This is a genomic window from Micrococcus sp. GPGPB33 (assembly GCF_037853785.1).
GTDB lineage: Bacteria > Actinomycetota > Actinomycetes > Actinomycetales > Micrococcaceae > Micrococcus > Micrococcus luteus.
This window is the reverse complement of record NZ_JAQMWO010000002.1, coordinates 383608-402979: the sequence shown is the minus strand read 5'-3', so window position 1 is coordinate 402979 and position 19372 is coordinate 383608. Positions and strand designations below refer to the sequence as shown.

Annotated in this window: 19 protein-coding genes and 1 riboswitch; of the genes, 11 read left to right on the top strand and 8 right to left on the bottom strand. The window is 72.6% G+C overall.

Annotated features, from left to right (window positions below; translation table 11 throughout):
* The first annotated feature begins 90 nt into the window (after positions 1-90).
* A complete protein-coding gene (locus POD19_RS01910) occupies positions 91-1299 on the top strand; it encodes an acyl-CoA dehydrogenase family protein (protein ID WP_070708771.1) in 1209 nt (402 codons plus the stop codon).
* On the opposite strand, the gene POD19_RS01905 is transcribed toward POD19_RS01910, so the two are convergent.
* Positions 1274-2014 (bottom strand): YoaK family protein, encoded by a 741-nt coding sequence (locus POD19_RS01905; RefSeq protein ID WP_036383960.1) that lies wholly within the window; start codon positions 2012-2014, stop codon positions 1274-1276. The two genes, POD19_RS01910 and POD19_RS01905, sit on opposite strands and share 26 nt — an antisense overlap.
* An 82-nt stretch (positions 2015-2096) precedes the next feature.
* Positions 2097-2468: an ectoine synthase gene (locus tag POD19_RS01900; RefSeq protein WP_036338798.1), complete on the bottom strand. Its 372-nt coding sequence runs from the start codon at positions 2466-2468 to the stop codon at positions 2097-2099.
* A 199-nt stretch (positions 2469-2667) separates the two neighbouring features.
* On the opposite strand from POD19_RS01900, the gene POD19_RS01895 reads away from it, so the two are divergent.
* From POD19_RS01895 to POD19_RS01880, 4 genes are all read left to right on the top strand, one after another.
* Complete coding sequence (locus POD19_RS01895) at positions 2668-3939, top strand: Nramp family divalent metal transporter (RefSeq protein WP_080694971.1); 1272 nt, start codon at positions 2668-2670, stop codon at positions 3937-3939.
* Positions 3940-4157: 218 nt separating this feature from the next.
* A riboswitch (glycine riboswitch) is annotated at positions 4158-4274 on the top strand.
* A 162-nt stretch (positions 4275-4436) separates the two neighbouring features.
* Positions 4437-7373, top strand: a complete 2937-nt coding sequence (gcvP, locus tag POD19_RS01890; protein ID WP_070708770.1) for an aminomethyl-transferring glycine dehydrogenase — start codon at positions 4437-4439, stop codon at positions 7371-7373.
* A gap of 13 nt (positions 7374-7386) precedes the next feature.
* Entirely contained in the window at positions 7387-8553 is a 1167-nt protein-coding gene (gene gcvT / locus POD19_RS01885; protein ID WP_070708769.1) for a glycine cleavage system aminomethyltransferase GcvT, read from the top strand.
* Between the two features lie 117 nt (positions 8554-8670).
* A complete protein-coding gene (locus POD19_RS01880; protein ID WP_340309281.1) occupies positions 8671-9504 on the top strand; it encodes a thermonuclease family protein in 834 nt (277 codons plus the stop codon).
* A gap of 11 nt (positions 9505-9515) precedes the next feature.
* Here the strand turns inward: POD19_RS01880 and POD19_RS01875 are convergent, their stop codons facing one another.
* Positions 9516-10199, bottom strand: a complete 684-nt coding sequence (locus POD19_RS01875; protein WP_002856693.1) for a response regulator — start codon at positions 10197-10199, stop codon at positions 9516-9518.
* 151 nt (positions 10200-10350) lie between these two features.
* Here POD19_RS01875 and POD19_RS01870 point away from each other — a divergent pair, with 151 nt between their 5' ends.
* Positions 10351-10524 carry a hypothetical protein gene (locus POD19_RS01870; RefSeq protein WP_002856694.1) on the top strand — a complete coding sequence of 58 codons (174 nt, stop codon included), beginning with the start codon at positions 10351-10353 and terminating at the stop codon, positions 10522-10524.
* A gap of 21 nt (positions 10525-10545) precedes the next feature.
* Positions 10546-11805 carry a sensor histidine kinase gene (locus tag POD19_RS01865; RefSeq protein WP_078025375.1) on the top strand — a complete coding sequence of 420 codons (1260 nt, stop codon included), beginning with the start codon at positions 10546-10548 and terminating at the stop codon, positions 11803-11805.
* A 250-nt stretch (positions 11806-12055) separates the two neighbouring features.
* Here the strand turns inward: POD19_RS01865 and POD19_RS01860 are convergent, their stop codons facing one another.
* The 3 genes from POD19_RS01860 to POD19_RS01850 form a co-directional block, all read right to left on the bottom strand.
* Positions 12056-12541, bottom strand: a complete 486-nt coding sequence (locus tag POD19_RS01860; protein ID WP_020624818.1) for a hypothetical protein — start codon at positions 12539-12541, stop codon at positions 12056-12058.
* Positions 12542-12631: 90 nt separating this feature from the next.
* Positions 12632-13381 carry a hypothetical protein gene (locus POD19_RS01855; RefSeq protein WP_340309280.1) on the bottom strand — a complete coding sequence of 250 codons (750 nt, stop codon included), beginning with the start codon at positions 13379-13381 and terminating at the stop codon, positions 12632-12634.
* 358 nt (positions 13382-13739) lie between these two features.
* Positions 13740-14585: a hydroxymethylpyrimidine/phosphomethylpyrimidine kinase gene (locus tag POD19_RS01850; protein WP_020624820.1), complete on the bottom strand. Its 846-nt coding sequence runs from the start codon at positions 14583-14585 to the stop codon at positions 13740-13742.
* Between the two features lie 131 nt (positions 14586-14716).
* Between POD19_RS01850 and POD19_RS01845 the strand changes: the two genes are divergently transcribed.
* From POD19_RS01845 to POD19_RS01835, 3 genes are all read left to right on the top strand, one after another.
* Positions 14717-15181 (top strand): DUF4126 domain-containing protein, encoded by a 465-nt coding sequence (locus POD19_RS01845; protein WP_044659066.1) that lies wholly within the window; start codon positions 14717-14719, stop codon positions 15179-15181.
* Positions 15178-15501, top strand: a complete 324-nt coding sequence (locus tag POD19_RS01840) for a putative quinol monooxygenase (protein ID WP_010079505.1) — start codon at positions 15178-15180, stop codon at positions 15499-15501. Before POD19_RS01845 ends, POD19_RS01840 begins: the two co-directional genes overlap by 4 nt.
* A gap of 99 nt (positions 15502-15600) precedes the next feature.
* The gene (locus POD19_RS01835) at positions 15601-16236 is read left to right on the top strand and encodes a GNAT family N-acetyltransferase (RefSeq protein WP_070709611.1); all 636 of its coding nucleotides are present in this window, start codon (positions 15601-15603) and stop codon (positions 16234-16236) included.
* Between the two features lie 10 nt (positions 16237-16246).
* Here POD19_RS01835 and POD19_RS01830 read toward each other — a convergent pair whose 3' ends face one another.
* Positions 16247-16852: a TetR/AcrR family transcriptional regulator gene (locus POD19_RS01830; RefSeq protein ID WP_036341145.1), complete on the bottom strand. Its 606-nt coding sequence runs from the start codon at positions 16850-16852 to the stop codon at positions 16247-16249.
* A gap of 126 nt (positions 16853-16978) precedes the next feature.
* On the opposite strand from POD19_RS01830, the gene POD19_RS01825 reads away from it, so the two are divergent.
* Positions 16979-18193 (top strand): acyl-CoA dehydrogenase family protein, encoded by a 1215-nt coding sequence (locus POD19_RS01825; RefSeq protein WP_340309279.1) that lies wholly within the window; start codon positions 16979-16981, stop codon positions 18191-18193.
* A 99-nt stretch (positions 18194-18292) separates the two neighbouring features.
* Here the strand turns inward: POD19_RS01825 and POD19_RS01820 are convergent, their stop codons facing one another.
* The gene (locus POD19_RS01820; RefSeq protein ID WP_069941307.1) at positions 18293-19234 is read right to left on the bottom strand and encodes an endonuclease domain-containing protein; all 942 of its coding nucleotides are present in this window, start codon (positions 19232-19234) and stop codon (positions 18293-18295) included.
* Between the last annotated feature and the right edge of the window lie 138 nt (positions 19235-19372).

Here is a 19372-nt window from a genome sequence, read left to right as displayed (position 1 = left end):
ACTACTGGCAGACCTGGATAGTTGGAAGTCCTACAGTCGGATTCGCGGCGAAACCGCCCGCCGTCGTCGGACCGCCCCCGAAGGAGAGCCATGACCGCCATCGCCGACCGCCCCGTCCCCGACTCCGGCGCGCCCGCCGCCCCTCCCGGCCTGCCCCACGTGGACCTGCTCCGTCTGCGGGACCGCCTCGAGCCGGCCGAGCGTGCCCGGCTCGACGCGATCGAGGACCACCTGCAGACCCGCGTGCGGCCGCACCTGACCCGGTATTGGGACGCCGAGGAGTTCGCGTTCGACCTGCTGCCGGGCCTGGCCGAGCTGGGTCTGGGACGCCTCGTCCTGGACGGCTCGTCCTCGCTGTTCCAGCAGCTCGTGCACGCGGAGATCGCCCGTGTGGACCTGTCCCTGTCCGCCCTCGTGGGCATCCACAACGAGCTCAACCTCGGCATGATCGCCGGCCTGGGCTCAGAGCGTCAGAAGGCCACGTGGCAGGGGCGCCTCGAATCCTTCGACGCCCTGGGCGCGTTCTGCCTCACCGAGCCGGACCACGGCTCGGACATCGCCGGAGGCCTCGCCACCACCGCCACCCGCGACGGCGACGAGTGGGTCATCCGCGGCGCCAAGCGCTGGATCGGGGCCGGCACGATCGCCGACGTCGCGCTCGTCTGGGCGCGCGACACCGCCGACGGCGAGATCAAGGGCTTCGTGGTGCCCACCGACACCCCCGGCTACGAGGCCACCAAGATCAGCGGGAAGATGGGCCTGCGGATCATGCAGAACGCGGACATCACCCTGGACGTGCGCCTGCCCACGGACGCGATCCTGCCCGGCGCCACCACCTTCGCCGCCACCCGCGCCCTGCTGCGCGACTCGCGCATGTGGGTCGGCTGGCAGGGCGTCGGCGCGCAAATGGGCGTGCTGGACGTGCTGCGCTCCTACGCGCTGCGGCGGCAGCAGTTCGGTCGCCCGCTGGCCGCGTTCCAGCTGATCCAGGCCCAGATCGCCGAGGTCGCCGGCAACCTGGCCGCCTCCGCCGGGATGATGCTCCAGGTGGACGCCCTGCGGCAGGAGGGGCGGATGGAGATGATGCACGCGGCGATGGCCAAGGCCACCTCGACCCGGCTGGCCCGGTCCTCGGCGGCGCTCGCCCGCGACGCCCTCGGCGGCAACGGCCTGCTCACGGAGCACGAGATCGCCAAGATCATGGGGGACGTGGAGGCCATCTACTCCTACGAGGGCTCCTACGGCATGAACACCCTGATCGTGGGGCGTGCCCTCACGGGCGTCTCGGCCTTCGTGTGAGCCACGCGTCCTGCAGGTCCTGGATCAGCGGGCGGTGGGCGATGAGCAGCAGCACGCCGGCCACCGGGATGACCACCTCGAAGCCCAGCCAGAGGTAGCCGGCCGCGCCCGCCACCCCGCCCAGGAAGAACAGGGCCACGAGCAGCGCCAGCAGTCCCACGCGCCGCGGTTCCCCGACGACGGGGGCCGCGGCCGCGGGCGCGTTGCGGTACAGGATCTTGCCGAGCTCGACGCCGATGTCCGTGACCATGCCCGTCACGTGCGTGGTGCGGATCGGCCACGCCCCGATGCGGGTGATCAAGGCGTTCTGCAGGCCCATGGTGAAGCACAGCACGGCCACCACGACCAGCGGCCGGTGCGCATCGCGGACGTGCTCGGCGAGCAGGCCGAACACCAGCATGCCGACGCCCTCGAGCAGGAGGATGTTGGCGTAGCGCGAGCGGAGGCCGTTGACCCGGCCCCAGTTGAACACCAGCGCGCAGACGACCGCGCCCAGGATGAACATGGCCAGCGCGAGCAGGCCCGTGCCGACCAGACCCGGGGCGTGGAGGACCGCCGCGTCCGCCATGGACGCCACGATCCCCGTCATGTGGGACGTGTACGTGGCCACGGCGACGAAGCCCACGGAGTTGAGGATCCCCGCGATCGCGGTCAGCACCAGCGCCAGGTGGGTGTTGCGGCGCACGGTGCGCTCGGGGGCGCACAGGTTGAGCACCCCGCCACCCTACGACCGGACGCCGCCGTCGGCGCCGACGCGGGAGGCGCTGTCGTCGACGCCTCCCTCACCGTGCCCGGGCTCAGTAGCTGGAGTAGCCGTCCTCCGACAGGGTGTGCTTCTCGTCGCCGGTGATGGCGGGGTTGAACACCGAGATCAGGTGCATGTCCTCGGTGCCGCCGCGCAGGTCGTGCGGCTCGTGGTCCGGCAGGACGTAGATGACACCCGGCGTGATCTCGTGGACGGTGCCGTCCGGCTCCACCACGGAGCCGTTGCCCGCGATGCAGTAACAGGCCTCCTTGTGGTTGCGGTACTGGAGCTTCGAGGACGATCCGGCGCGCACGATCGTGTGGGCGACGGCGAAACCCATCTCGTCCTTCGCGGTGATGAGGCGTTCGGAGGTGCCTCCGCCCCACTCGACCTTCTCGACGTCGTTCCGGCTACGGGTGTACATGGCGTTCCTTTCGGCGAGCTCTGCGGGTCGGGCAAAGGGCCGTAGCCCTGGCTCCATCGTAGGGATGCCCGTCTCAGACCATAAGGGGCAACACGTGGGGGCTCATATGGGATGAAATAGTCCAGATCCACTATGATGTGCATCATACCCGGCATACGCTTCATCTTGACCCATGCGGGCCGGAGATGGAGGAGACGCGATGGCAACGCAGGCGAGGGATGGCCGGTTCTCCAATGAGGTGTTGCCCCAAGACGAGAGGCCTAGTCGTTTCGGTCCGGGGCTAATCATCGCCGCGTCCTTCATCGGGCCGGGGACCATCACAACCTCCATCGTTACCGGAGCCGAGCAGGGATTCGTCCTGGCCTGGGCTGTCGTCTTCTCAATTTTGGCCACCATCGTCTTGCAGGAGATGTCGGGACGGTTGGGCCTCGCGACCCGCATGAGTCTCGGACACGCTCTGCGCGAGGTGTTCTCCTCGGTGCCGGCACGACTTGTCATGGCGATCCTCGTCGTCGCGGCGATCGGCATCGGAGGGGCGTCCTACGCCGGTGGTGACACAGTCGGCACCGCCCTCGCCTTAACTAGTGTGACCGGACTCAGTCAGCCCGTGGTCGTCATCGGGATCGTCCTCACGATCGGCATTCTGCTCTGGACAGGCAGCTACAAACTGATCGAGCGGGTGCTGACCGTCATGGTCGGGTTATTGGGGCTGCTGTTCATCGTCACTGCAGTCCTAGTTCAGCCTCCGATCGGCGACCTCTTGATGGGCATGTTCATTCCCCGGCTGCCACCCGGCACGGCGTTGCTGGCGGTCGCACTGATCGGGACCACCGTGGTCCCTTACAACCTCTTCCTGCACGCGAGTTTGGTGCAGGAGAAATGGGGGCCGGGTCTGGATTCGCGGGAATCTCTCCGAGCGGCGAGAACGGACACGGCGGTGTCGATCTCCGTCGGAGGTGTAATCACTCTGGCCGTGATGGCGACGGCGTTCGGTGGGATGTACGTCAAGGGCATGCAGGCCGAGACCGGTCGGGACCTCGCCTCCGCCCTGGAACCCCTCCTCGGGGACGCGGCTGGCTGGGTGTTCGCGGCGGGCATGTTCGCGGCCGGGTTCACGTCCGCCGTAGCTGGCCCGCTCGGCGCGGCGTACGCGATTGCCGGCACACTGGGCCAGGACACCGATCTGCGCAGCGTCCCTGCTCGCATCGTGTGGGGCGCAGTCCTTGCGATCGGTGCCCTCATTGCCCTGACGGGAACGAATCCCACGGAGGTCATCGTCATCGCACAGGCGGCGAACGGGCTTCTCCTGCCCATCGTGGCCGTATTCCTGATGGTCGTGATGAACAGTCGTCGGCTGATGGGCTCGCATCGGAACGGCCCACTGGCCAACGCCCTGGGAGGGCTTGTCTGTCTTGTCGTCATCGGGCTCGCGGTTTACCAGCTGGGCGGGCTTGCCGGGCTGTGGGATTGAGGCCCGGCGATGACGCGCGCCGCCGAATGACGTCCCTTACCGACTGTCGTGAGCCGACGGCATGCGACTGAGTCATTCCTCCCGTCACCCGTTTCCTGAACGAAAGCGCTTCGACACGCCGCCGTTTCATCAACGAAAGACCTCGACACGCCCCGTCCGGCCCCTCCCGGTCGCCCTGTGACGCGGCCTACACGTGTGGGATACTGGCGGCACGCCGCATGCCCCGCGCGGGAGAGCGTCGGCGCGCGTCCTGCCCCGGCCGGCCGCGTGAGCAGGCCGCCGAAGGAGCAAACCCTCCCCGGGAATCTCTCAGGCATCCGTACCGCGTGGGGTCAGGCGCTCTGGAAAGCGTCTCACTCCGTCGCGCCCGCGTCCGGACCGAGACCACCGACGGTGCAAGCCGCCCACCCGGGCGTCGGAAACTCTCAGGTCCATGACAGAGCGGGGAGGAGCAGACCCACGCCGTGACCACGGCAGGATCCCCCCGGAGGTACCCCGTGACCAGCCCCCAGACCACCGAGAGCACGACCGCGCTGCCCCACGAGCGCGTCGAGCCCAAGGACACCGCCTCGGCCCCCTTCGTGGCCCGCCACATCGGCCCGCGCCCCGCGGACGTCGAGCACATGCTGCAGACCCTGGGCTACGACTCGCTCGAGGCCCTCGTGGACACCGCCGTCCCCGCCGGCATCCGCCAGCCGAAGCCCCTCGAGCTGCCCGCCCCGCTGACCGAGTCCGCGGTCCTGGAGCAGCTGCGCGAGATCGCCGGCCGCAACGTCATGAAGACCCAGATGATCGGGCAGGGCTTCTCGGACACCGTCACCCCGGGCGTCATCCTCCGCAAGGTGCTGGAGAACCCGGCCTGGTACACGGCCTACACGCCGTACCAGCCGGAGATCTCCCAGGGCCGCCTCGAGGCCCTCCTGAACTACCAGACGATGGTCCAGGACCTCACCGGCCTGGACATCGCCAACGCCTCTCTGCTGGACGAGGCCTCCGCCGCCGCCGAGGCCGTGCTCCTCATGCACCGCGCCAACCGCCGCAGGACCGACGGCGTCACCCTCCTCGACGCGGACCTCTTCCCGCAGACCCTCTCCGTGGTGCGCCTGCGCGCCGAGGCCGTGGGCATCGACGTGCGCGTGGCCGACCTCTCCGCAGGCATCCCGGAGGACGTCCGCGCCGAGGTCGAGGAGAAGGGCCTGTGCGGCGTCGTGCTGCAGCAGCCCGGCGACTCCGGCCGCATCCACGACCACGCCGCCGTCATCGCGCAGGCCAAGGAGGCCGGCGCCCTCGTGACCGTCGCGGCGGACATCCTCTCCCTCGCCCTGATCACCCCGCCCGGGGAGCAGGGCGCGGACATCGCCGTCGGCTCCACGCAGCGCTTCGGCGTGCCCCTGTTCTTCGGCGGCCCCCACGCCGCCTACATGGCCGTGAAGGAGGGCCTGCAGCGCAGCATGCCGGGCCGCCTCGTGGGCGTCTCCCACGACGACGCCGGCAAGCCCGCCTACCGCCTCGCCCTCCAGACGCGCGAACAGCACATCCGGCGCGAGAAGGCCACCTCCAACATCTGCACCGCCCAGGCGCTGCTCGCGATCGTCGCCTCGATGTACGCCGTCTACCACGGCCCCCAGGGCATCGCCCGCATCGCGCGCCACGCCCACGCCCAGGCCGTCCGCCTGGCGGAGGCGCTGCGGGCCGGTGGCGTCGAGGTCGCCGAGGAGCACTTCTTCGACACGGTCACCGTCCGCGTGCCCGGCCGGGCCGAGCAGGTCCTGCAGGCCGCCGAGGAGAACGGCGTGAACCTGCGCCTGGTGGACGCGGACACCCTGCGGATTGCCGCCGATGAGACCACCGTCGACGCCGACCTCGTGGCCGTCCTGACGGCGTTCGGCCTGGACGCGGGCTCCCTGCCGGCCTCCGCGCACGAGGGCGCCGTGGCCACCCCGGCCGTGCCGGAGTCGCTGCGCCGCTCCTCCGCGTTCATGACGCACCCGGTGTTCAACACCCACCACTCGGAGACGAAGATGCTGCGCTACCTGCGCCGCCTCTCCGGCTACGACCTGGCGCTGGACCGCACCATGATCCCGCTGGGCTCGTGCACCATGAAGCTCAACGCCACCGCGGAGATGGAGGCCATCTCCTGGCCCGAGTTCTGCTCCATCCACCCGTTCGCGCCCGACCACCAGACCGAGGGCTGGCGGTTCCTGATCGCGGACCTGGAGGCCAAGCTCGCCGAGATCACCGGCTACGCGGGCGTCTCGGTGGCCCCGAACGCCGGCTCGCAGGGTGAGTTCGCGGGCCTGTGGGCCATCCGCCAGTACCACCTGGCCCGCGGCGAGGGCGAGCGGGACATCTGCCTGATCCCGGCCTCCGCCCACGGCACCAACGCGGCCTCGGCCGTGCTGGCGGGGCTGAAGGTCGTCGTCGTCGCCACCGCCGACGACGGCACGATCGACGCCGCCGACCTGGACGCCAAGATCGCGGCGAACGAGGGCCGCATCGCGGCCATCATGATCACCTACCCCTCCACGCACGGCGTCTACGACGCCGACGTCAAGGAGGTCTGCGCCACGGTGCACGCCGCGGGCGGCCAGGTGTACATCGACGGCGCCAACCTCAACGCGCTCGTGGGCCTGGCCCAGCCGGGCGAGTTCGGCGGAGACGTCTCCCACCTGAACCTGCACAAGACGTTCTGCATCCCGCACGGCGGCGGGGGCCCGGGCGTGGGCCCCGTGGCGGTGGGCGAGCACCTCGTGCCGTACCTGCCCTCCCGCGAGGCCCTGATGACCGCGGCCCCGCACGGCTCGGCCGGCGTGCTGCCCATCTCCTGGGCCTACATCCACCTGATGGGCGCCGAGGGCCTGCGCTCCGCCACCGCGCACGCGCTGCTGGGCGCCAACTACATCTCCCGCCGCCTCGCGCCCCTCTACCCGACGCTGTACACGGGCAACGACGGCCTCGTGGCGCACGAGTGCATCCTCGACCTGCGCGAGCTCACGGCCCGCACGGGCGTGACCGCCGAGGACGTGTGCAAGCGCCTCATCGACTACGGGTTCCACGCCCCCACCCTGGCGTTCCCCGTGGCCGGCACGCTCATGGTGGAGCCCACCGAGTCCGAGGACCTCGAGGAGATCGAGCGGTTCATCGAGGCGATGGAGGCCATCCACGCCGAGATCACCGCCGTCACCCCGGAGACCGTGGCGGACTCCGTCCTGCGTCGCGCCCCGCACACCCTCAACGTCCTGATGGCCGACGAGTGGGATCGCCCCTACTCGCGCGCCCAGGCGGGCACGCCGGTGCCGAGCCTGCGTCTGGACAAGTACCTGCCGCCGGTGGGCCGCATCGACGGCGCCTACGGCGATCGCAACCTCGTGTGCTCGTGCCCGCCGCCCGAGGCGTTCGAGGGCGCCGTGGCCGACACCGCCGACGAGGACTGAGAGGATCACCCCCATGAGCGATTCGACGCGCAACTCCCCGCTGCACCCGGTCCACGAGGCCGCGGGCGCCACGTTCACGGACTTCGGCGGCTGGAACATGCCCCTGAAGTACGGCTCCGAGCTGGCCGAGCACAAGGCCGTCCGCACCTCCGCCGGCCTCTTCGACCTCTCCCACATGGGCGAGATCCGGGTCACCGGCCCGGAGGCCGGGGCCATGCTGGACCACGCCCTCTCGAGCGTGCTCTCCACGTTGAAGCCCGGCCGCGCCAAGTACGCCCTGTGCCTGACGGACGCCGGCACCATCCTGGACGACACGATCGTCTACCGGATGGACGACGGCGAGGCCGGCTCCGAGCCCGACTACCTGGTGGTGCCCAACGCCGGCAACATCGCCGCGGTCCACACCGCCCTGAACCAGCGAGCCTCGGGCTGGGACGCCGTCGTCGAGGACGAGTCCTCGACCACCGCCCTCGTGGCCGTGCAGGGCCCGCAGGCCGAGAAGATCCTCGCCCGGGCCATGCCGGAGGCCGCGGCGCAGCTGGCCGAGCTGAAGTACTACGGCCACCTGACCCTGACCGTGCCCACGGACGCCGGCGACGTCACCGCCGTCGTCGCCCGCACCGGCTACACCGGCGAGGACGGCTTCGAGCTGTTCCTGCCCGCCGCCTCCACCGCCGAGGCCGGCGACCGCGGCTCCGCCGTGTGGAACACGATGCTCTCGGCCGCGGACGAGGCGGGCGTGGAGCTGACGCTGTGCGGGCTCGCCTCGCGGGACTCGCTGCGCCTCGAGGCGGGCATGCCGCTCTACGGCAACGAGCTGGACACCGGGCACCAGCCGCACGCCTCCGGCGTCGGCTTCGCGGTGCCCGCGAGCAAGGAGGCCGACTTCGTCGGCCGGTCCGCGCTGGTCGGCAGGGACGACGTCGAGGAGGTCCTCGTGGGGCTGCAGGGCGCGGGTCGGCGTGCCGCCCGGCACGGTTACGCCGTGCTGGACGAGTCCGGCGAGCGGGTGGGCGAGGTGACCTCGGGCGCCCCCAGCCCGACCCTCGGACACCCCATCGCCCTGGCCCGTGTCCGCCGCGACGTGGCCGCCGAGGGCACGTCCCTGCAGGTGGACCTGCGCGGCCGCGGCGAGCCGTTCACCGTGGTGGCCACGCCGTTCTACCGCCGGGAGCGCTGAGCCCGACGCAGCCGTCCCTCGGCCCGCCGCTCGGCGGTCCCGGGGCCCTTCGCTAGACTCGGGCTCCGGGCCGTCGTCGCGGCCCCCCGTCCCGCCGTCCACCTGCAGGAAGTCCGCATGACTCACGTCGCCGCCCGTGCCCGGGTCCCCCTGAATGGGCTGCTGGTCTTCCTCGCCGTCGCCGCCGTCCTGCTCCTGCTGGGCATCGTCACCGTCCTCCGCGGCGTGGCCGCCGACGCCGCCCGCGTGGACATCGTCACCGTGCTGGACGGCAACACCGTGGTGGTGAACCAAGGCGGCACCGAGCGGACCGTGGTCCTCGCCGGCGTCACGAGCGCGGGCCGCAACCCGGAGGGCCTCAAGGTCGGCCCCAACCTCTGCATGGGGGAGGAGTCCTACTCCTGGCTGCGTGATCGGCTCCCGCAGGGGGCGACCGCGAGCATGACCACCTCGGACGAGGGCGCGCCCGAGGGGATGGAGAGCGCGGTCATCTCGATCGGCGGCGGCACCGTCAACGTGGCCATGGCGGAGGCCGGCATGGCCGCCCCCACGGAGGTCGCCGTCGGCAAGCGCCTGGCGGAGGAGATCGCCCAGGCCAATCAGGAGGCCGTGGGTCGCGGCGTGGGGCTCTACGACATCGAGGAGCCCTGCACGTACCAGAACCGGCTCTACGAGGCCCAGTTCGCCCTGGAGCAGATCCCGGAGGACGCGGAGGCGTCCCTGACGAAGATCGACGAGCGAGCGGTGGAGTACGCGGCCGGCCTGGACCAGGTGCGCCTGGTGCAGCAGGAGATCCGGGCCCTCGACCCGGAGAACGGCACGTTCGCCGACCTCGCCTACGGGCCGGCCAAGGAGTCGCTCCTGGCCGAGGCGGACCCGGTGGTGGAGCACGGGATGCAAGTCCTGAAGGACCTCAACACGCGGCGCAACGAGATCGCGGCCCGCGGCTGACCCCGCCGCGCTCAGTCCAGGGCGAGGGTGACGAGCCCGAGCTGGGCCGCCCGGATGATCAGCTGGACGCGGTCGCGGACCTCCAGCTTGGCCATGATCCGCGTGAGGTTGGCCTTGACCGTGGACTCGGAGACGAAGAGGTTCGCGGCGATCTCCGGGTTCGACTGACCCCTGGCCAGCAGCCGCAGCACGCCCAGCTCCCGCTCGGTGAGGTCGGAGCCGTCGGGGCTGCCGGGCTGCACCGAGGTGGGGCCCACCGTCGGCCGGTCCCGCTCGATCGAGGCGAGCAGCTTGGTCGCCACGGCGGGGGAGAGCACGGACTCGCCGCGATGGACGGCCTGAATGGCGCCCAGGATGGCCGGCGGCTCCGCGTCCTTGAGGAGGTAGCCGCCCGCTCCGGCGCGCAGGGCCGGCACGAGGTAGTCCTCGGACGTGAACGTGGTGATCGCCAGGACCCGGATCGCGGGGTGGGTGTCCTTGATCCGGCGTGTGGCCTCCACCCCGTCCATCAGGGGCATCTGCATGTCCATCAGGACCACGTCCGGCTCGATGGCGGCGCACGCCTCCACGGCTTCGACGCCGTTGGCGACCACACCCACGCAGGTCATGCCGGGGGCAGAGTCGACGAGCACGCGGAGCGCGCCGCTCATGAGCGGCTGGTCGTCGGCGATCAGGATGCGCAGCTCTTCGGACACGCACGTCAGCGTAACCGGTGCTGTGGCGCATGCCACCTTGTCGGCGTCGGGGCGAGGCCGGGGTGCCCGCCGGCCGTCATCTGCGCCATGCCGCGGCGCGGCCTGTGCGCGGCGTGCACCATTTGTGACGGGCGTCATACATACTGGGGCCATGAAGACTCGCGCTCTCCTCGCTTCCGCTCTCCTGCTCGCCTCCACCCTCGTCGGCGCTCCGGCCGCCGCCGCCTCGGCGGCCTCGGCCGAGGACGACGTCGTCACGACCCTGGGCCTCGGCAAAGGCACTGCGGAGTGGACGTGCCGCCACTTCGGCATCTGGTGCGACTGACCCCGGGGCGGTCCGCCCCCGATGCCTGATTCGAGCCCATCGACCCCCTCCGTCCGGAGCGGCGCGCCCTCCCGGGCGCGCCGCTCTTCGGCGTGGCGTCAGGCGCGCAGCCTGCGGTGGCGCGCGTTCTGGGCCGCGGCGCCGCTGAGCCGCGTCTATCTCGCCTTCGGGTCGGCGTTCCTGCTCGCCTCGACCGCGTCCGACATCGGTCTGTTCGGCCCGGGCCACGGCGCCATCCCGGTCCTGGACGGGATCGCCATCGCGTCGGCGACCAGCGCCTTCCTCGCCCAGTGGTGGCGCAGCACGGTGGGCTTCGCCCTGCTCCTGCCCGGGGCCGTCGCGACCGTCGTCGGCGGTTCCGAGGTGCTCTTCGCCGTCGTCGCGCCCGTGGTCCTCGGGGCCGTCGCGGCGACCGCCCGTTCCTGGGGGTTCGTCGTCACGGCCGCCGTCCTGGCACTGACCTGGGGCGTCGCCCAGCCGTTCGCGGTGGGTCAGTCGAACGCGACGTGGTTCATCCTGCTGCTCATGTCCATGGGCCTCGGCGGCGGGCTCTTCATCCGCGAGAGCTTGGCCCGGCGGGAGCGGGATCGCCGCCGGGTGTTCGAGGCGGAGGAGCGGGCCCGGCTGGCCGCCGAGGCCGAGCGTCGCTCCCTGGCCCGCGACCTGCACGACGTGGTCGCGCACAACCTCACGATCATCTCGATGCAGGCTCGGACGGCACGCTACCTCGGCGCCCCGGAGGCGGCTCAGGGCGTGCTGGACGTGGTGGGGGACTCCGCGAAGGACGCGCTGCGGGACCTGCGGCGCATGCTCTCCATCCTCCAGGAGGACGGGATCGTGGACCCGAGCGGTGAGCCGGGCGCCGCGGGGGGCGCGGACGGGGCGACGTCCGCGGATCCGGTGCTGTCCGTGGCCCAACTGGCCGAGGAGCTGCGCAGTCTCGGAATGACGGTGGAGACGGACGTCCGCTGCGACCAGAACGCGATGCCGATCTCCGTGCGCTCCACCCTGCACCGGGTGCTCCAGGAGGCCACCACGAACGTCGCCAAGCACGCCGGCGAGGGCGCGCGCGTGTGCATCGAACTCCGCGACGCGGGGCCGGACGTGGTGCTCGAGGTGGAGAACACCGTCACCGAGCGGTCCGGCCCGCCGCAGTGGAACTCCTCCGGTGTGGGCCTGAACTCCATGCGGGATCGCGTGGCCACCTTCGGCGGCACGATCGAGGCCGGGCCGGGGGGCTGGGGGTGGCGGGTGCGCGCGGTGCTCCCCCGGTCCGTCTGACGAGGCCGACGCCGTCGCAGCGGCGGACCAGACCCATGTGACCTGCATCACATCAGGGCCCGAAAGTCTGCACCTTCCGCCACTGTCGGGGGCGCCGTCGTCCCTCCTAGAGTGGGTCATGCCCCATTGAGACGGTGCACAGTGCGAATCACGAGCCGGGATACATGCCTGAGGGGATGCGGGCCCCGGACGCGGTTCCGAGAAGGACGATGGCCATCCGGCCATCGTCCTTTCTCGTTGTCGGGCGTGCTCAGGCCGGCTCGGCGGGCGACGGCTCCGGGGTGACCGTGCGGACGAGGGGACGGGCCGCCGTCCGGCCCAGGGCCATGAGCACGGCGGCCGGGAAGCCGATCACCGGGATGAGCATCGGCAGGATGCCCGCAGCGCCCTGCGTGAGCACCACCAGGCCGTAGAGCATGCCGATCAGCGCGTATGCCAGCACGTGGACCCACTGGTTGAGCACGTGCCGGAACGCCCAGTTCACGAGCAGGCACAGCGGCAGCCCCACCACCAGCCCGGCGACCCCGACCACCGTCAGCAGCGGTGTCAGGCTGCCGAAGGCCTGCAGGCCCGGGACCACGGCCAGGATCGCCACCACGGCGGCCATCACGAGGTTGGGCAGCAGCCAGGCCACGAGGAACCCGTTCAGTCCCATGCGCAGCTGCGGGCGGGGGCCGGAACGGGCCGCGCGGCGACGGGCACGGGCGGCGGACGCGACCGGGGCGGGGGTGGTCATGGCGGGAACTCTCCGGGAGGGGGATCGACGACGTCGGGCGGGTCCCCACTGTAGTGGGCCGGGCTGGACGGGCCCCGGGAGAGTTCCCGGTCAGGCGCGCCGGTCGCCGTCCACGTGGAAGGCCAGGTCCTCGACGCCGGGGAAGGACTCGATCTCCTGGAACGCGTCCCAGGCGTCGCTGTCCGCCTCGGCGTCCGCGGGCAGGGTCACCGTCAGGGCGCCGATCTCCCCGTCGATCACCTGCAGGCGCAGCTCGAGCTCGTGTCCTCCGGCGGATCCGGAGGCGAAGCGGCCGCGGACGGGCCAGACGCAGTCGTTCGGCACCGCGCGCCGGACGTCGTCGGTCTGGACGACGAGCGGCACCCAGTCCGGGACCTCGCCGGCTTCACGGATGGCCTCGGCCACCGATGCGACGGTGCGCGCGTGCGGCAGCTGGGAGCGCAGCGCCTCAGCCCCGGGCAGGTCCCGGCCCTCGGCCAGCGCCGGGTCGAGCAGGGTCTCGAGCAGCACGCGCACCTCGACCGGCAGCTCGGCGGTGGCCTCCGGCTCGACCTCGTCGACCGGGTCCTCGTCCAGGCCGGCGGGTCCGGTGACGGCGAGTTCGACGGCGTCGCGGCGGGTCCGGCGGGCGTCCTCGTTGGCCAGCAGCATCGCCAGGGAGGCCGCTGCGGCCAGCGCGACGCGCGGGGCGGGGACGCCGACCCGCTGGAGCCCGCGCACCAGGGCACCGTCGATCCGGTCGTTCAGGCCGGTGGCACGCAGCGTGACCGCCGCGACCGCGCCGCCGACGGCCAGCCCGCCGAGCCCGCGCAGGGCACGCGCGGCGGGGGAGGGGGCCACCTCGCCGTCGGCGATCGCGGCGGTGTGGAGGGCGTTGGCGGTCTCGGCCGCGAGGACCGTGCCGCTGACGGCGGCCTCGAGCTCTGCGAGGGCCCGACGCTCGCGCCCTCGGCGGGCGTGCGGATCCAGCAGGGTGAGCCCGCCGACCGCGGCCGCCGCCGCCAGCCCGTAGAGCCGGCCGCCCGGGGCGAGGGCGCGCTGGCGCAGCGCGGGGAAGACGGCCTCGACGCCGTCGACGGGAACGGACGACGCCGAGTGGTGGACCTCGCCGGGGGCGGAAGGGGCGGGGAGGGGAGCTTCATGCCCCCAGTGTGGCGCACCGCCCGGCTCAGGACGAGTCAGCGGCCCACGTGCGCGCTCAAGCGGAGCGCAGGCCGCCCTGCCACAGGGCGGCGAACGGCGTGCGGCCCTCCACCGCCTGCGCGATGCCGGCTCGCACGAACTCCTTGGCGCGGCGCGCGGCCTCGAGCGTGGTGGCACCCTTGGCCAACTCGGCGGTGACGGCGGCGGCGAGCGAGCAGCCCGCACCAGAGACGCCGGACTGGCCGATCTTCGGGGCGGAGAGCACCTCCACGGTGTCCCCGTCCACGAACACGTCCACGGCGTCCGGGCCGGGCAGGTGCATCCCGCCCTTGGCCAGGACGGCCGCGCCGGAGATCTCGTGGATGCGCCGAGCGGCCGCCGTCAGGTCCTCGACCGAGCGCACGGTCATGCCGGAGAGCTGCTCCGTCTCGAAGTGGTTCGGGGTGGTGAAGGTGGCCAGCGGCAGCAGCTCGGCCTTGAGCGCCTGGTCCGTGTCCAGGGCGTGGCCCGGCTCCTGGCCCTTGCAGATGAGCACGGGGTCCAGGACCACGTGGTCCCACTCGGCGCGGCGCAGGGCCGCGGCCGAGGTGCGGATGACCTCCGGGGAGCCCTGCATGCCCAGCTTCACGGTGCGCAGCCGCTCCGGGTAGTCGCCCTGGATGGCGTCGAGCTGCTGCTGGAGGATCTCGGTGGGCACGGGGAAGAAGCGGTGGTTCCAGTCGTCCTCCGGGTCGAAGGAGACGATGCAGGTCAGCGCCACGATGCCGAAGACGCCGAGTTCCTGGAACGTCTTGAGGTCGGCCTGGGCGCCGGCGCCGCCGGTGGCCTCGGACCCGGCGATGGTCAGGGCGAGCGCGGGGGCGGAGGCGGAGTGCTGGGGGGAGTGAGCGGTCTGGGGCATGCGCCCATGGTAGGACCGACCCCGGACGGGAAGCGCCCGACGGCCGGCGGTGTTCACCGGGGAACGAGGGTCCTCGGACCCGGAGCGTCCGCCCGGGCGCCCCGAGCGACCCGCGAAGGACGGGGACGGACGTGCTCGAGTTCCTCACCGGCACGGGCCTGGCCACCTCGGCCGGGCTCAACGCCTACATCCCCCTGCTCGCCCTGGGTCTGCTGGACCGGTTCACGGGGCTCGTCGACCTGCCCGCGGGGTGGACGTGGCTCTCCGCCGACGCCTCCCTCTGGATCCTCGGCGCCCTGCTCGCGCTCGAGCTCGTCGCGGACAAGATCCCCGGGGTGGACGCGGTCAACGACGTCGTCCAGACGGTCGTGGGAGCCGACACGGTCACGGTGGGGGCCGCCGCGCCCGTGCTCTCGGCGGCCGAGGACGTCTCGGCGGCCGGCCTCGTCGCGGCCGCGCTGTTCCTGCCGGTGCTGGTCGCCGTGCTGGTGGTCGCCGTCGTCGTGGGCCTGTGGCTGCTGGCCCGGCGGTTCCGCGCGCGGCGGACGCGAGGCCGTGCCGCGGCCGTGCCGGGTGGACCAGAATGGACGGCATGATCCTCATCAACCTGAAGTTCACCGTCCAGCCCGAGCGTGCCGACGAGTGGATGGACGCCGTCGCGAAGTACACCGCGGACGTGCGCTCCGAGCCCGGCAACCTGTTCTTCGAGTGGTACCGCCCGGTGGAAGGCGGCCCGAACGAGTACTTCCTGCTCGAGGGGTTCACGGACGAGGGTGCGCAGGCCCACGTCGCGTCCCCGCACTTCCAGGAGGGCCTGGACGCGATGCGCCCGCTGCTGGCGAGCACGCCCCAGATCATCTCCGAGCAGGTCGGTGCGGAGGGCTTCGGCCCGATGGGCGAGCTGCAGATCGACTGAGCCCGCCCCCGGCCGGAGGAGGCGACGGCGCCCGCGTCACGAGCGTGACGCAGGGCGCCGTCCCTGTATCCGGGGTCACACCCTGGCTACGGTGAGCGCATGAGCGCCGAGCAGAACAGCATCCAGACCCCCGGCTACCGCGCCGCCTACGTCCCCGCCGGCCAGGATCTCGGTCACCGCTGGTCCACCCGCGAGGCCGATCACGACGATCCGGCGGACCGCCGCGCCGTCCGCCAGATCGCCGAACTCGCCTTCGCGTCCACGGCCGAGGCCGACCTCGTCGAGGAGCTCGCCGGCGGCGCGGAGGGCTGGCTGCCCCAGTACTCCCTCGTGGCCATGACGGCCGCGATCCCCGGCACGGACCTGCAGTCGGACCCGATGGGCTACGGCACCCTGGTCCGGGCCCACATCGACGACGCCGAAGTGCTCGCCCTCGCCCCTCACGGCGTCCTGCCCGAGCATCAGGGCGAGGGCGCCGGCACCGCGCTCGTCAACGCCCTGCTGCAGAAGGCGCAGGCCGACGGCGAGGAGGTCGTGGTGGTCTACGGCTGGCCCGAGTACTACGCGAAGTTCGGCTTCCACCGGGCCTCCGAGCACGGCGTGCACGCGGCCTTCGCCCGGCAGCCCGAGGCGCTGCAGGTCCTCACGCTCCAGGACGGGGCCGAGGTGCCGGCCGGCGAGTTCCGCTACCCGCCCGCGTTCGGGGCGGAGAACGCGCAGGTCGCCGGCCGCTGAGGGCGGGGCGTCAGCCCACGAGTCGGCGCACGGCGGCGAGCGTTCGTTCGGCCTCGGCCGGCTCGGCCGTGAGCCGCGCGATGACCTCCGCGAGGTCCGCGCGCAGGCCGGCCTCGGCGTCGTCGGCCGGGGCGTGGAGCCACGCCCGCAGGGCGCGGTTGTGGACGGCCACCACGGCCGCCGCCAGCCCGACGGCGACCCCGCCGCGCGCGGGCGTGTCCGGCAGGGCCGTGGCGAGCCAGCCGGAGAACAGCTCCGTGTAGCGGTGCGAGGTGAGCAGCTCGCGCGTGCGCAGCGCCTGGGAGCCGCGCAGCAGGCGGGAGCGCGCCCGGGCCCGGTCCGGATCGGCGGTGTGATGCCGGAAGACCTGGAGGACCGCCTCCTCCAGGGCCTCCCGCACGCCGAGGGAGGTGCCGCGCAGGAAGTCGTCCAGGCGGGCGAGCAGCGCCGCGTGGTCGGCGAAGACCACCTCCTCCTTCCCGCCGAGGTGGCGGAAGAAGCTGGCCCGGCTCATGCCGGCCTGGCGGGCGAGCTGGTCGGCCGTGACGGCGTCGTAGCCCTCGCGGTCCAGCAGGTGGATCAGGGCGGTGAGGGTGTCCTCGGCGGGCGTCGTCATGCGGGCCATGGTGCCACGGGCGCGGAGAGGAGGTGAGACTGCGTCTGATTCTGTGAGATGGCGTGTCAGTTGGTGTAGGGTGATGGCGGACACACCCATCTCTCCGACCCCGCCCGGGAGGCCACCATGACCGAGACCCTGCCCACCGTCGAGCCCGAGTACGACGTCGCCACACCGCTGGACACCGACTTCTACCTCGCCCTCGCGGACGTCTCCGACGCCGAGAAGGACGTGTGGCGTCGGGCCCGCGCCTTCGCGCTCGAGCCGGACGTGCTGCCCCGGATCCGGGAGGCGTGGGACCGTCACGAGTACCCGCTGGACCTCGTGGCCCGCCTGGGCCAGGCCGACCTGCTGCGCGACGGCGTCCCCGTGGACGGGCTGCCCGACCTCTCCCGCGTGGCCGCGGGCCTGGCCATGATGGAGCTCTCGCGCCTGGACGGCTCGATCGCCACGATGACGGGCGTGCAGGGCGGTCTGGCCATGCGCTCGATCCAGCTGTGCGGCAGCGAGGAGCAGCGTGCCGAGCACCTGCCGGCCATGGCGCGCGGCGAGCTCTACGGCGCCTTCGCCCTCACGGAGCCGACCCACGGCTCCGACTCGGTCTCGCTGGAGACCCGCGCCGAGCGCGTCGACGGCGGCTGGCGGCTGCACGGGCACAAGAAGTGGATCGGCAACGGGGCCGCCGGCGGCGTGACCGTCGTGTGGGCGCGCAGCGCCGAGGACGAGAAGGTCCGCGGGTTCATCGTGCGCCAGGAGTCCGAGGGCTACACGGCCGAGGTCATCAAGGGCAAGGTCGCGCTGCGGGCCATCGACCAGGCCCACATCACCCTCGACGGCGTGTTCGTGCCCGACGCCGACGTCCTGCCCGAGGCCCGCTCCTTCAAGGACACCTCCCGCGTCCTCTTCGCCACGCGCGTGGGCGTGGCGTGGTCCGCCCTCGGGAAGGCCATGGGCTGCTACGAGGCGGCGGTGCAGTACGCGGGGCAGCGCGTCCAGTTCGGCCGGCCGCTGGCCGCCGCCCAGAGCGTGCAGACCCGTCTGGCCGAGATGCTCTCCCAGCTCACCCAGGTGCAGCTGCTCGTGCTGCGCGCGACCCGGCTCGAGGACGAGGGCCGGCTCACCGGGCCGATGGCGTCCATGGCCAAGTACTCGGCGACGCGCGCCGCGCGGTCCATCGCCGCGAACGCGCGCGACCTGCTCGGTGGCAACGGCATCCTCATCCAGAACGAGGTGGCCCGCCACTTCGCGGACATCGAGGCGATCCACACCTACGAGGGCACCGAGACCGTGCAGGGGCTGATCATCGGCCGCGAGATCACGGGGGTCGGCGCGTTCGTGTGAGATGACGCGAGCGGGGGCGGCGGCGTGAGCCAGAGATTTCTGCTGGTGCGCACGCCCCCTGCCGCCGATTCGTCTGGCTCGGCGGCCGATTCGTCTGGCTCACGCAGGCAGAGGGAGCCGCAGGTGGGCGGCGAGGTCGCGCAGCAGGGCGTCGAGACCGCGCCGAGTGAAGACGCTGGCGGTCACGCGCAGCACGATCCACCCCTCGGCCTGCATCCGGCGGTCGCGCTCGATGTCACGGCGCCACTGCTGCGGGTCCGTCCGGTGATGATCGCCCTCGTACTGCACGCAGACGCGGGCCTCCCGCCACACCAGGTCCGGCCGGACGGTGGACCCGTCGCTCAGCATCAGCAGCGGATTCACCTCCGGCTCCGGCACACCCGCGTCGGTCAGCGCCAGTCGGAGGAGCGTCTCGGCCCTCGAATCCGCGCCGTTCCTGAGCAGCGGCAGGGCCGCTCGCAGGGTCCGCGTCCCTCGCCTCCCGCGCACCCGCAGCACCTCCGCCTCCAGATCACGCACGGTGCACCGTGGATGGTCGCCGGGACGACGTCGGCCCGCCGGGCCGTCAGCCCGTTGCAGCAGGCTGTCCCCGGCGGCGACGACGTCGGCCAACGGCAGACCCAGCTGCGCCAGCGCCGCCCAGGTGGCGGCCGGCGTCGTGATCCGCACCCCGGCACGCACCAGCACGGGGTCCTGCGGGTGCAGCTCATGCCCGACGACGCCGCTGCGGCGCGGCGCCCCGCCCTCGGCCCGCGTGCGCGCCAGATGGATGGGGCCGCGCTCCCACTGCCGCGGCAGCCACATCTCCCAGAGGCGAGCGGCGGTGGCGTGGGTGGCCGCGGTGCCGGGGTTCGTCCGCTGGAGGGCGCGGACGACGTCGGCCAGTGAGGGCTGACCCCCGGCGGTGTGCCGCAGCCCGTGCTGCGGGGCGTCGAACCGGGGGCCGCGCAGCTGCGAGGCCGTCAGACCGGCCTGCAGCCCCGCGGCGACCGGGAAGACGGGGCCGGGGGCGGCGTCGTCGTGCGGAGGAGGGGCGACCATGCCGCCAGCGTCCCCTTCCACGGGCGGACCCGGTGCCGCGACCGCGAGGGCCGTGGAGGGCGAGCCGGGCCGGCGGCCCTGTGCAGGAGCCGCTGAATCGTCTGGCTCACGTCTTCCACGCGTCCGAGCGGCGCCGAG

What these genes read in the sequence shown, in the direction of transcription:
- POD19_RS01835 (WP_070709611.1), top strand. Translation starts at nt 15,601, where the DNA reads ATGAGCGCCGAGCAGAACAGCATCCAGACCCCCGGCTACCGCGCCGCC.
- POD19_RS01870 (WP_002856694.1), top strand. Translation starts at nt 10,351, where the DNA reads ATGAAGACTCGCGCTCTCCTCGCTTCCGCTCTCCTGCTCGCCTCCACC.
- POD19_RS01850 (WP_020624820.1), bottom strand. Translation starts at nt 14,585, where the DNA reads ATGCCCCAGACCGCTCACTCCCCCCAGCACTCCGCCTCCGCCCCCGCG.
- POD19_RS01840 (WP_010079505.1), top strand. Translation starts at nt 15,178, where the DNA reads ATGATCCTCATCAACCTGAAGTTCACCGTCCAGCCCGAGCGTGCCGAC.
- gcvT (WP_070708769.1), top strand. Translation starts at nt 7,387, where the DNA reads ATGAGCGATTCGACGCGCAACTCCCCGCTGCACCCGGTCCACGAGGCC.
- POD19_RS01820 (WP_069941307.1), bottom strand. Translation starts at nt 19,234, where the DNA reads ATGGTCGCCCCTCCTCCGCACGACGACGCCGCCCCCGGCCCCGTCTTC.
- POD19_RS01860 (WP_020624818.1), bottom strand. Translation starts at nt 12,541, where the DNA reads ATGACCACCCCCGCCCCGGTCGCGTCCGCCGCCCGTGCCCGTCGCCGC.
- POD19_RS01895 (WP_080694971.1), top strand. Translation starts at nt 2,668, where the DNA reads ATGGCAACGCAGGCGAGGGATGGCCGGTTCTCCAATGAGGTGTTGCCC.
- POD19_RS01880 (WP_340309281.1), top strand. Translation starts at nt 8,671, where the DNA reads ATGACTCACGTCGCCGCCCGTGCCCGGGTCCCCCTGAATGGGCTGCTG.
- POD19_RS01900 (WP_036338798.1), bottom strand. Translation starts at nt 2,468, where the DNA reads ATGTACACCCGTAGCCGGAACGACGTCGAGAAGGTCGAGTGGGGCGGA.
- POD19_RS01830 (WP_036341145.1), bottom strand. Translation starts at nt 16,852, where the DNA reads ATGACGACGCCCGCCGAGGACACCCTCACCGCCCTGATCCACCTGCTG.
- POD19_RS01825 (WP_340309279.1), top strand. Translation starts at nt 16,979, where the DNA reads ATGACCGAGACCCTGCCCACCGTCGAGCCCGAGTACGACGTCGCCACA.
- POD19_RS01910 (WP_070708771.1), top strand. Translation starts at nt 91, where the DNA reads ATGACCGCCATCGCCGACCGCCCCGTCCCCGACTCCGGCGCGCCCGCC.
- POD19_RS01865 (WP_078025375.1), top strand. Translation starts at nt 10,546, where the DNA reads ATGCCTGATTCGAGCCCATCGACCCCCTCCGTCCGGAGCGGCGCGCCC.